A 12,511-nucleotide genomic window follows, 5' to 3' on the forward strand; every position below is an offset into this window, starting at 1 on the left:
CTGTAAACAAAATTAATGCATGGTAATCACAGTCTCTGCCCGAAGCCTTGTGGCGTCACGTGCCCTTTCTTTATCGCTCGATCCGGGCTGATCGCTTGTGAACCACATGCAAGTCCCCGCTTTAGCAAGAGATCGATTACATATTTTTGAAAAATCCTATCGGAGGTAGTGCAATATGCAGCATTCTTTGCGCGCGCGTTTTCGTGCGCTCGAGGCCTTGTGTGTCTTGATTTTCTGCTGGTTAACATTTGGTTTTTCGCTGGCGGCTCAGCAACCTGCTGACGCAGCATCGATTGCAGGGACCGTGGTCGATACCCGCGGAGCGGTGATCCCACACGCTACCGTTAGCGTGAACAGTCAAGATACGGGCAAGACCGCTAAGGCCGAGACAGATTCTTCCGGGCACTTTACCATCTCGGGCCTGACCGAAGGCCGCTACACGCTAACCGCTGCCGCACCGGGATTCGGCATGACTGTCGAAAAGGACCTGCTTGCCTCTGCGCAACCTGCAGGAATCACCGTCACGCTCAACGTCGGCAGCGTCTCGCAAGATGTCAGAGTGAGCGCCATCGCGGGCGACTCCGTTGCCGCCCAGCAGGCACTCTCGCAAAACTCTCTGGACGCCGAAGTCCCCATGTCCGAGATCGGCAGCAAGTTTATTCAGGAGTTCACGCCCGGCACCACCGACTACTCAGAAATTGTCAATATCGCTCCTGGAACCATCAGCTACAACTCCAACGGCGTGGGCCTGGGGCAGGGAACGATTTATTTCCGCGGGTTCATCGATGGCGATTTCAACGTCACGTGGGACGGCATTCCCGAGGGCGACACGAATAACTTCACCCATCACTCCTGGGTCTGGTTCCCCGGCCCTTGGATTGGCAGTGTTCAGTTCGACCGGAGTCCCGGCACTGCCTCGACCATCGGACCTGCTACCTATGGCGGTTCCATCAACCTGTTTTCTCCCGACGTTCCCACAGAGCAGTCGGTTCAGGGTGAGGCCACTTACGGCTCCTTCAACACGCTGCTCGTCGACGGCAAGTACAGCCCCGGGATGCTCGGTCCAAAGAAAAACATCGGTCTGACTCTCGATGTCCATCGCTTGACTTCGGACGGCTTTGAATCCTTCAACTATATCGAGCGCACCGCCGGCGACATCAAGGTCTTGTACAAGCTCTCCGACAACACCACTATCACCGGCTACAGCGGCGTTATTCACCTCTTCAGCAATGCACCCAACGTCTCGCCCTACCGCGCTCAGATCGGGGCTTACGGCTGGAATTACATGATGGAGACCAACGATCCCACCAGCGCGTTCTACCAAGCCTACAATCGCAACCTGATCCCCACCGATTTTGAGTATGTTGGCGTGCATTCCACGCTGAGCCACGGCTGGTTCCTTGAGGTTAAGCCGTATACCTACAGCTACAACAACGCACAGTACTATCCAAACGACCCCTCCGGCGATACGACCGGCCTGGCCACCGGCCCCGACGGTTCGAGCGGCTGGATAACACCGGCCTCGTGTTCCACGGTGGCAGACGGTGGAACCCTTACCGTCGCTCCGTACCCTGGCGCGACGCCCCCACCCGGCGTAACCTACTCGAAGCTCCCCTGCGCCGTCGACAAGCTGAACAGCTATCGCAAGTATGGCGAAACCTCCACCGTCAGCCAGAGCTCGAAGTACGGTATCTTCCGCGCAGGCGTATGGTACGAGTGGTCCAAAAGCAATCGCTATCAGATTCCCTCTGATCCCCTCACCGGCTATGACCAGCCGGTGCCCAACTTCCACGAGTACTACTGGATCAATAACTACAACCCTTTTGCCGAGTATGAATGGCACGCCACCCCTAAGCTAACCGTCACGGCAGGTTTCAAGTACGCTTACTATACCTTCGCCCTTCAGCAGTTCGCCGACGACGGCAAGGTGGTAGGGGCATTGCCCAACGGTGCGACCTCCGTAAGCACCGAGAGAGGCTTCGGCGCGAGCCTGCCTTCGGCTTCGGCCAACTACCGCCTGACAAATAACTGGTCCGTCTACGGCGACTTCGGAAAGGGTGATGAGATTCCGCCCAGCAGTTTGTGGGATGTGGCCGGCGGCGGTCCGGAAGTGGGCACGGTGGGCAGCCCCATGATGACCACTACCTATCAGGGCGGCACGGTGGCCAAGTACAACCGCTTTACCTTCGATGCCGACGTCTTCCGCGTCAAGTTCCAAAACAACTATGTCTCCTTAGCCGTCACCAATCCCAACAACCCGGCCTATGACCTGAACGAATATTACCTGGGCCCCGACTCGACCACCCTGGGCTTTGAGGCCGAGGCCAACGCTTCGCTTGGCTATGGCATTAACCTCTACGCCAATGGCACAGTCGACAAAGCTCAATATGCCGGTTCGGGCGTGCCTTCAGGGCTGAATGTTGCCGATACGCCCTCCTACACGCAGGGTCTGGCCGTGACTTATCAAGGACACGGTATGGATCTGGGCGTCCTGGAAAAGCGCGTAGGCAGCTACTACGACGACAACGGCTCCTATCACAACCAGGTCAACGTTGCTCCCTATAACAACGTGAACGTCTTCCTGAACTACACGATTCGCAAAAACTGGATGTTCGACGAGTCCAAGATCAAGTTCAGCGTCAACAACCTCTTCAACAGCGAGGACATCACCGACGCATTTCCCTATAACAGTCCGGTACCGACAAATAACTCCGCGTATTACGCCACGACGCCCACTTCTCCGCTCGATCAGATCAACCTGACTGCTGGCCGCAGCTTCACGGTCAGTCTCAAACTCGGCGTATTTCCCAATCGCCACGAGTAGCATCCATGAGCCCAAAGCCGCGCCAGCTTTTGAGCCAGCGCGGCTTTGGCCGGTTTACCGGCAGATCGGAAGCAATCCTGAAAGGTGCCGGCAAATGTTTTTCTTGGCGCCTGTTCCGTTAGCTCACTGGTTCTGAGTTCTCTCCGCAGAGATTTATCCGCCCCAAGAGTACGCGTGACAATCTCGACCTGTCCTCGTTTTCGGTACGGGCGGTATGCTGTTGCGGGTATTCTTGTTGGGTCGAAGTTTACCTCCGTCGGAGTAGCTTGTGAGCAAATTATTTGATCTCTCCGGAAAGACCGCCGTAGTTGTAGGCGGCACCACCGGCATCGGTCACTCTCTGTCGCTCGGCCTCGCGCAGGCGGGAGCCGATGTTATCGCTTCCTCGCGCCGTCTGGAAGAAGTAGACAAAACCGCCGCCGAGATCGAAGCGCTTGGCCGCAAAACGCTACGCCTCACCAGCGACGTCAAAAATCGAAGCTCGCTCGTCTCCCTGCGCGAAGCCGTGATTGAGTTCTTTGGCAAAGTCGACATCCTCGTCAACTGCGCCGGCACGACCAAGCGCACGCCTACGCTCACGGTTCCGGAAGATGAGTGGAATAACATCATCGAAACCAACCTCACCGGCACCCTGCGCGGCTGCCAGGTCTTCGGCGAGCACATGATCCAGCGCGGCCAGGGACGCATCATCAATATCGCCTCGCTGACCACATTCCTCGGCTTCAACGAGGTCGCAGCCTACGCTGCAAGCAAAGCCGCTGTCGGTTCGCTGACCAAGACTCTGGCGGTTGAGTGGTCCAAGCACGGCGTCAACGTCAACGCCATTGCTCCCGGCATGTTCCGTACCGCCCTCAACGCCAATCTGCTCGATAACACCGAGCGCGGCAAGGAACTCAAGCTGCGCACGCCGATGGCCCGTTGGGGTCACACCGATGAGTTGATCGGCGCAGCTGTCTACCTCGCATCCGATGCCTCCAGCTTCGTAGCAGGCGAGATCATCGCCGTCGATGGTGGTTTCCTCGCCAGCGGAGTGAATCAGTAACCAGACCATCCGAGGAGAACGAACTTGTCCGCCCCCATTCTGAATCTCAAACCCAAAGATACGTGCAAGTGGGATGAAGTCTCCCTCGGCGAAATCATGCTGCGCCTCGATCCCGGCATCGGCCGCGTCCACACCACGCGCCGCTTCGATGTCTGGGAGGGTGGCGGCGAATACAACGTAGCCCGCGGCCTCAAGCGCTGTTTTAACCTGCGCACCGCCGTCGTCTCCGCACTCGCAGACAACCCCGTCGGGTGCCTCGTCGAAGACCTCATCTACCAGGGTGGCGTCGATCAGTCCCACATGAAGTGGGTCAAGTATGACGGCGTCGGCCGCACCGTCCGCAATGGGCTCAACTTCACCGAACGCGGATTCGGCGTGCGTGCGGCCCTTGGCTGCAGTGACCGCGGCAACACCGCTATCAGCCAGCTCAAGCCCGGTGAAATCGACTGGGACGAAATCTTCGTGAAAGAGGGCACGCGCTGGTTCCACACCGGCGGCATCTTTGCCGCGCTCTCCGCGACCACCCCGCTCGTTGCCAAGGAAGCCCTCGAAGCCGCGCATCGCGACGGCGTCATCGTCTCTTATGATCTGAACTATCGCGATTCGCTCTGGAAGGCCATCGGCGGTAAGGCCCGTGCTCTCGAAGTCAACAGCGAGCTCGCCCCGCTCGTCGACGTTATGCTCGGCAACGAAGAAGACTTCACCGCCTCACTCGGCTTCGAAGTCGAAGGCCTCGACAATCTCGAAGCCCACACCGGCGATCTCGACACCGGCAACTTCCGCCGCATGATCGAGAAGGTCGTCGCCAAATACCCCAACTTCAAAGTCGTCGCTACCACCCTGCGCACCGCACGCACGGCCACCGTCAACGACTGGGGAGCCATCTGCTACGCGGGCGGCGAATTCTACGAAGCGCGCCCCATGCCTGGCCTCGAAATTCTCGATCGCGTGGGCGGCGGCGACAGCTTCGCTTCCGGCCTCATCTACGGTTTTCTAGCCGAAAAAGGCCCGCAGTACGCCGTCGATTGCGGCTGTGCTCACGGCGCGCTGGCCATGACCACCCCCGGCGACACCACCATGGTTACGCTGCCCGAAGTCGAGCGCGTGATGAAAGGCGGCGGAGCCCGCGTCCAGCGATAAGCTCTCAGCATTGCGAGTGATTTCGTATGAATATCCAACCTGATGAAGCCTCAATTGTCGGAACCTGGATCTTGCAGGAAGGAAAGATCGTCAGCGACACCGCGTGTAAACGCATAGAGTCCCTAGTTCAATCGGAGTTAGTTTTTGTCGCCAGAGGCAAGAGTGGATGGGAAGTACTCTATGTCGATGTAAACGACGGCCGCTATTGGGAGCAGACTTTTCCGCACAGCGAAATGCATGGCGGTGGTCCTCCGATGTTGCAAGTCATCGAACTCAAAGATGCAGCTCACAAATACGAACTACCTGATAGGTAGCAGAATCCGTACAGTCATAAGGCAAAGATCATGCACAAATCCGAAGTCCTAAAGAAAATCCGCCAGGTCGGCCTAGTCCCGGTCCTCCGCGCCGACAGCGAAGAAGAAGCTCTCCAGATCGCCTACGCCCTCGAAGCCGGCGGCGTCACCGTCCTCGAAGTTACTATGACGGTCCCCGGCGCGGTCGACGCCATCAAGCGCCTCGCCTCCGAAGCCGGCGACCGCATCCTCGTCGGCGCAGGCACCGTGCTTGACCCCGAAACCGCACGTGCCTGCATGCTCGCCGGAGCGCATTTCATCGTCAGCCCCGCACTCAACCTGCGCACCATTGAGCTCTGCCGTCGCTATGATGTTGCTGTCTTTCCCGGCGGCCTCACGCCTACCGAAGTCCTCACCGCCTGGGAAGCAGGCGCTGACGCCGTCAAGGTCTTCCCTTGCTCTGCAGTCGGCGGAGCCAAATACCTCAAGGCTCTCAAAGCCCCGCTGCCGCAGATCGAACTCATCCCCACCGGTGGCGTTTCGCTCTCAACCGCAGGTGAGTTCCTCGAAGCCGGAGCAATCGCCCTCGGCGTCGGCGGCGATCTGGTCGACAACAAAGCCGTCCGCGCCGGTAAACCCGAAGTCATTACCGAGAACGCGAAGAAGTATCTTGAAATAGTAGCCGCGCACCACGCAAAAACGAGTCACCAAAAATAACTCCTTGGACCCGTCACGATGAAAGCTGTTGTAATCGAAAAACCCGGCCAGGCCGCCGTGCAGAGCGTTGCCGATCCAACACCAAAGCCCGGCGAAGTCTTGCTCAAGATCCGCCGCGTAGGCCTATGCGGTACCGACCTCAATTCTTTCCGCGGCAAGAATCCCATGGTCAGCTATCCGCGCGTCATCGGCCACGAGATCTGCGCAACAGTTGTCGAGGCCAGCTCCGGCCACCCGCACCTAACCACCGGAACCAATGTTACCGTCTCTCCCTACATCCCCTGCGGCAGATGCCCGGCCTGCCTGCGTGGACGCGCCAACGCCTGCCAGATCAACCAGACTCTCGGTGTCATGTGCGACGGCGCGCTCGCCGAGTACTTCGCGATCGACGCAGCCAAGCTTTACACCGCCAGCCTTGGCCTTGAAGAGCTATGCCTGGTTGAGCCGCTCTCCGTCGGCTTCCATGCTGTTGCTCGTGGCCGTGTCGCTGCAGATGATGCAGTCGCCATTTGGGGTTGCGGTGGCGTGGGTCTCGGAGCCATCGCCGCCTCCGGTTTCCGCGGCGCAAAGACCATCGCCATCGACATGGACGACGCCAAGCTCGCGCTTGCCCGGAAGGCCGGAGCCACGGATACCATCAACGCAGCCACCGAGCCAGTGCACGACAAATTGCTCGAAATCACTAATGGCCGCGGCCCCGATGTCGCAATCGAAGCCATCGGCCTGCCTGCCACTTTCCGCGCCGCTGTCGAAGAGGTCGCCTTCACGGGTCGCGTTGTCTATATTGGCTACGCAAAAGAGCAGGTCGCCTATGAAACCCGTCTCTTTGTCCAGAAAGAACTCGACATCCTCGGCTCACGCAACGCCCAGTCTGCAGACTTCCGCGAGGTCATTGCCATGCTCGAAGCCGGGCGCTTCCCTGTCGACTCCGCCATAAGCCACACAATCTCCCTCAACGAAACACCCGAGACCCTGCAAGCCTGGAGTACCAACCCGGTCGCTTATTCCAAAATTATCGTTCGAGTCAGTTAGTCATCTTGTATACCCTGCTAGGGCACGTGGCCTTGGGTCTCTCGTTGTGGTCAGCTATCTCGCCGTGCGACTGGCGGCGTCTTTGGAGCCAGATAGGTGTGGCGCCACCTCTTCTCTTTTACAATCCGGAGGAATTGGCGTTTAATCCGGCGCCCAATACCGCTCGCGCTGTGATGACGCATCAGTTCAAGATACTTCCAACCTGCGGATGCTACAAAACCGTGACGCAAAGGTTCAACTTGACGGCTCTCCGACGACCGGCGCTCGAGAAATTGCCCGATCTCACCACCCAGCCTCACAAGATAATCCTGCCACCAATCGCGACATTCGTTCTGCAACGCATTCATCTTTGCAGGATTATTCCTAAGCGTCAGAATCAACTTTCTTGCGCCGTTCCATGAAGAAACCGTTGGCAGCGGATGCTTACCTAGCATGGACCTGAAGTAATCGAGCGTGAGCCGACGCTCAACAATTGGAATCGTTCCAGCTTCCAACGCCTCATAAACGCGAAACGAATCTAGATTGACGTTGCCCATTGGACAAGGAGCAAAAACCGATTCGTGCAGAACCTGGTCGCATTTTTGCCGCGTTAACAAAGCAGGACGCGTTCCATCAGGCCGAGTATCCGTTGTGTGGATAAAATTAGGTTCCACTGAGCGCAAAGCATGTAGCACCTCAGGCCTGCTCGATTTTTCCGCCTGCCCCAGAAAGCTCCATAAATAGGGACGTTTGGAAGCAGCCAACTCCGGCGCCTGCCATGGATCAGACTTCGGATGCCCCAATGGAAGAGTCATCACACCATCTGTATTAAAACCATCTGACCAGTAGTTGCGGAATACTCCACGAAAGTTTCGATACTGAGAATAATCACCACCCTCATAAGTCTCGTCATTGAGGTGAACCAGGAAAACATTCTTTCCATTAAATTGCGTGTAATATGACTTATCTCGAATGTGAACAAACTTATCGAAGAGTATTGCATTATCCAGAACGATCTTATACTCTCCGTCAAAGCACTGCTTTTCGATATAAGGCTCGAAAAGACGCATCAGCCATGCGTACTCTCCAAACGCCGTACCTTGCCAGATAGCGGTAAATTTCATTCAATCCCCTGAATAACAGATCGATTCATCGTCTTCTATTCGAAGTCAAGCCCTTTGAGTTCTCTTGCGCCATGAATAGATCTTATTTACGAAACTTCCCTGCAGGAGCGCACCTTCAAACCAGGTTTCGGCCCGACTCGCGATTAGAATATCAAAATACATTCGGTTCTTCGTCCCGCCCTCTAGAGCAGTTCTCCTTCTACTGTGCGCTCCCGAAAAATTGCGAAGTGCGGTTTTTCTTGAGGAAAAACCGCGAGGAATTCTGCGGTTTCGATGTACATCGGAAAGAGAGCTGCTCTAACGTCTGGTCCAAGCCAATCAGCCGTCTCCAAACACGCAATAAGAAAGCGACAAGCGAGAATCCGCTTGCCGCTCCAACACTTCGCTCCGCCATAAATGTTGCCCTTGCGGTAGCAGTGCAAACTGACTCTTTTGCCTCCGTTGTTAACTGCAACCGCTCGTTGACCCGCAGCTCATGCAGCGATAGCAAGATCCGTTGCGCACCATGATAGCGCCGCAAGTCTGGCAACTAGGCGCATCACCCATGTCATACATCTCCCGCATGGCGTCGGCTGCGTGATATACGCCGCGGTCTGCCATCCCCGGCAGTTTGACAGCTGCTGTTGAGGACGCTGCCTGCATCGGGTCCATCGCAGGAGTCGAAGCCATTCGCACCTGAGGCACCGAACCTACCGCCCCAGCATTCACCTGATTCAGCCGACGTGCAATGTCCTCGACCAGCCTGGTCAATGCCTCACCCGAAACGCCTGGAACACCCTCGCCCGGTGCAGGCTCGGCTTCCGGCTCCGGTTCTGGCAAAAGCGTGGGCGGAGGTGGCGCAATCTGGGCCGGCTGCGGAGCCAGCCCGGCAAACAGCGACAACTGCGTACCAGAGAGGAAGCGCAATTGTAGCCAGCGGAAGATGTAATCCATCAGGCTCTTCGCGTAGCCAATCTGCTCATTGCCTGTCCATCCCGAAGGCTCAAAGCGCGTGTGCGCAAACTTCTCGCACAGCACCTTGAGTGGAACGCCATGTTGCAGCGCCAGCGAAATCGAAGTCGCAAAGGCATCCATCAGGCCTGAAACCGTCGAGCCTTCCTTCGCCATCTTGATGAAGATCTCGCCCGGCTGCCCCGTGGGATACATGCCCACTGTGATGTAGCCCTCGTGTCCGGCAATCGAGAATTTATGCGTCACCGAAGCTCGCTCTTCCTGCAGCCTATGCCGCACAGCCTTCGGCGGAGCATTCAGATCCTGATTCGCCTCAATCGGCACAACAGGTACAGCCGACGCAACCCGAACCTGCTGCGTCGCCGCAGTAGCACTTGCCTGAGCTGCCGCAGTCCGAGCTTGTGCAGCTGATGCCTTCAGTTCCAGTGCCGCAATCACTTCCATCTGCTTCTGGAAGGCAGCAGCAGCCGCAGCTACTTGCTTCGCTGTCACTTCAAGCTTGTCTGCAACCTTCGTTTCCAGCGTCTTCACATCCGCATCAGGAGCATTCGCACCCGTCGCCATCGCAGCCAACACGCGATCACCCGCGGCATCCAACGCCGAGGGCTCACTCTTCTTCGTGTCAGTGCTCGTGTTCAGCGGCTGCACGCCCTTCGAACCATCGCGATAGATCGCCACAGCCTTCAGGCCCTGACGCCAGCTCTCCGCATACGCCTCGGCAATATCTTCCACTGTCGCCTCGTGCGGTAGATTCACCGTCTTCGAGATCGCGCCGGAAAGGAATGGCTGCGTAGCCGACATCATCTTGATATGGCCCATGTAGTGAATCGAGCGCGTTCCCTTTGACGGCTTGAATGAGCAGTCGAAGACGCTCAGATGCTCCGGCTTGATGCCCGGTGCGCCCTCGATCGTGCCCGTCGCGTCAATGTAGCTCACGATCGCATTCACTTCTTCGTCTGTGTACCCCAGCTTGAACAACGCTGAAGGCACCGTCTGGTTCACGATCTTGATCATGCCGCCGCCGACGAGCTTCTTGTACTTCACCAGCGCCAGATCTGGCTCAATGCCCGTCGTGTCGCAATCCATCATGAAACCGATCGTTCCCGTCGGAGCCAGCACCGTCGTCTGCGAATTGCGATAGCCGTAGCGCTCGCCGTAGATCAGCGCCATATCCCAGCACTCGCGGCTCGCCTCAATCAGCGGATCAAGCTGCGGCACCGTAAATGGCTCGCCGCTCGTTTTCGACTTGCCGATCTTGTTCACTTCAGCGCGATGCATCCGGATCACATCCAGGAATGGCTCACGATTCACATAGAACCCAGGGCATGCGCCCCCTTGACGATCCACCTGTGCCGTTAGCGTCGTTGCGGAACCGAGTGGCGGGCACGTCGCAGCTATGATTGAGGACTGCAGATACGCCTGACCGCACATAATCGCCGTCAGACATGCAGCATAGTCGCGCCCCGCATCCGAGTCATACGGCAACCCCGTCGCCATCAGCAGCGCGCCCAGATTCGCATAACCCAATCCAAGCGGACGATAGTCGTGCGAGTTACGCGCTATGTTCTCTGTCGGATAACCAGAGTTATCGACGAGAATCTCCATCGCCGTGATCACAACCGAAACCGCGTGACGGTAAGCGGCAATATCAAACGTTCCCGACGGCGTCATGAACTTCAACAGGTTAAAGCTAGCCAGGTTGCACGCCGAGTTATCCAGGAACATGTACTCCGAGCACGGATTCGACGCATTGATACGCGCCGTATTCTTGCTTGTGTGCCAGCGGTTAATCGTCGAGTCAAACTGCATGCCCGGATCACCGCACCGCCAGGTCGCCTCGGCAATCTTCGTCATAATCTCGCGGGCCTTGTAAGTCTTCACCACCTGCTGATCCTTGACCGTCAGCGTGCTGAATTCGCCATCACGCTCATATGCCCGCATAAACTCATCGTTCACACGCACCGAGTTATTGGCATTCTGGAAAAAGATTGAGGAGTACGCCTCGGAGTCCGGACCGGAGCCGTCATAGCCTGCGCGAATCAGTGAAAAGGCCTTTGCCTCTTCCTTCGCCTTGCACTCGATGAAGTCGATGATGTCCGGATGGTCGACATTCAGAATCACCATCTTCGCCGCCCGCCGCGTTTTTCCGCCCGACTTGATCACACCGGCGAATGCATCGAACCCGCGCATAAAGCTCAGCGGCCCTGAAGCCGTACCGCCGCCTGACAGCAATTCCATCGATCCGCGAATCGACGAGAGATTAGTTCCCGTCCCCGATCCCCATTTGAAGAGCATGCCTTCGGTCTTCGCCAGCGTCAGAATCGAGTCCAGCGAGTCATCCACGGCATTGATGAAGCAAGCCGAGCACTGCGGATTCCGATAGCCCGTTACCGAAAAACGCACCGCACACGTATGTGGATCCCAATGCCAGTTCTGCGCATCCGAATTTGGCTCGAGCCGGTCGCAGCCCACGTTGAACCACACCGGCGAGTTAAACGCCACTTTCTGCGACACCAACATCGCTACCAATTCATCGTGGAAGATCGCCGCATCCTGAGCGCTCGCAAAATACCCCCCGGTCAAACCCCAGTCGCGGATCGTCTCTGCCACGCGGCCCACAAGTTCACGTACGCCCGTTTCCCGCTCCGGCGTGTTCATCTGGCCGTGCAGGTACTTCGAAGCCACGATGTTGGTCGCCGTCATCGACCAGTCGACCGGCACTTCCACATCCTTCTGCTCAAAAATCGACTTTCCGCTCGCATCGGTAATCGACGCCGTACGGCGCTCCCATTGAACCTCGTCGTAGGGCGAGATACCAGCACGGGAAAAACGGCGCGCAAAGTTCAGGCCGCCGCGGGGAAAACCACTCGCCGGCACATTGGGAACGGAAGCAGATACGGAATTTGCGGTGGATGTCGTGGAATAGGCGTCGGGCATCAAATCTCCTTCAGAACCTTGGGGTTGAGGTTCGTAAAACGCGGCAGGGACCAATACCGGACCCTAACCATTAGATGAAACAGCCGCCGGCTCGAACTATCCGGAACGGCTTCACAACATCAGCTGCTCGACGCCGAAAAAGAAAAGCAATCCTTCTAAAACCAGTGTCTTCCCTGGTTTCCGGGTTCTACCCTGCCATTTCCGGGAAATCGAGCCGAAACCCTAAAACAACCCAAGTTGTTTCACGATTTCGTAACAGCCGCAGTTGCAAAAATACCGCTGTCAGTGGTGCAGGTCAAGCGAGAACCACAAGATGTGGTACTTTCATAACCTTACCGGGCACCATCCTCGCTAATGACTGGTTTTCGCTGTGCAAAACACAAAACCCCTCATTTTTGCGCGATTTCCGGCCGTCTTGAGGCACGCAAATACTGGCCAATCAGACAGACCAAAATGGAACTCCGCACGGACT

8 protein-coding genes are annotated in these 12,511 nt (G+C 57.2%); 6 read left to right on the forward strand and 2 right to left on the reverse strand.

Annotated elements, in window-relative coordinates; all coding sequences use genetic code 11:
* Positions 1-175: 175 nt before the first annotated feature.
* The 6 genes from OHL22_RS10305 (at position 176) to OHL22_RS10330 (ending at position 7,048) form a co-directional block, all read left to right on the forward strand.
* Entirely contained in the window at positions 176-2,824 is a 2,649-nt protein-coding gene (locus OHL22_RS10305; protein WP_263336520.1) for a TonB-dependent receptor, read from the forward strand.
* A 268-nt stretch (positions 2,825-3,092) separates the two neighbouring features.
* Positions 3,093-3,866, forward strand: a complete 774-nt coding sequence (locus OHL22_RS10310) for an SDR family oxidoreductase (RefSeq protein WP_263336522.1) — start codon at positions 3,093-3,095, stop codon at positions 3,864-3,866.
* A gap of 24 nt (positions 3,867-3,890) precedes the next feature.
* On the forward strand, positions 3,891-5,006 hold the full coding sequence (locus OHL22_RS10315; RefSeq protein WP_263336525.1) for a sugar kinase: 1,116 nt from the start codon (positions 3,891-3,893) through the stop codon (positions 5,004-5,006).
* Between the two features lie 26 nt (positions 5,007-5,032).
* Positions 5,033-5,320: an Imm27 family immunity protein gene (locus OHL22_RS10320; RefSeq protein ID WP_263336528.1), complete on the forward strand. Its 288-nt coding sequence runs from the start codon at positions 5,033-5,035 to the stop codon at positions 5,318-5,320.
* Between the two features lie 30 nt (positions 5,321-5,350).
* Positions 5,351-6,016: a bifunctional 4-hydroxy-2-oxoglutarate aldolase/2-dehydro-3-deoxy-phosphogluconate aldolase gene (locus OHL22_RS10325; RefSeq protein WP_263336530.1), complete on the forward strand. Its 666-nt coding sequence runs from the start codon at positions 5,351-5,353 to the stop codon at positions 6,014-6,016.
* A gap of 18 nt (positions 6,017-6,034) precedes the next feature.
* Positions 6,035-7,048 carry a zinc-binding alcohol dehydrogenase family protein gene (locus tag OHL22_RS10330; protein ID WP_263336531.1) on the forward strand — a complete coding sequence of 338 codons (1,014 nt, stop codon included), beginning with the start codon at positions 6,035-6,037 and terminating at the stop codon, positions 7,046-7,048.
* A 50-nt stretch (positions 7,049-7,098) separates the two neighbouring features.
* Here OHL22_RS10330 and OHL22_RS10335 read toward each other — a convergent pair whose 3' ends face one another.
* The gene (locus tag OHL22_RS10335) at positions 7,099-8,151 is read right to left on the reverse strand and encodes an exostosin domain-containing protein (RefSeq protein ID WP_263336532.1); all 1,053 of its coding nucleotides are present in this window, start codon (positions 8,149-8,151) and stop codon (positions 7,099-7,101) included.
* Positions 8,152-8,595: 444 nt separating this feature from the next.
* Positions 8,596-12,039, reverse strand: coding sequence for a vitamin B12-dependent ribonucleotide reductase (locus OHL22_RS10340; RefSeq protein ID WP_263336533.1), 3,444 nt, complete (start codon positions 12,037-12,039; stop codon positions 8,596-8,598).
* Positions 12,040-12,511 lie beyond the last annotated feature (472 nt).

This window comes from Acidicapsa dinghuensis, assembly GCF_025685685.1.
Classification (GTDB): Bacteria; Acidobacteriota; Terriglobia; order Terriglobales; family Acidobacteriaceae; genus Acidicapsa; species Acidicapsa dinghuensis.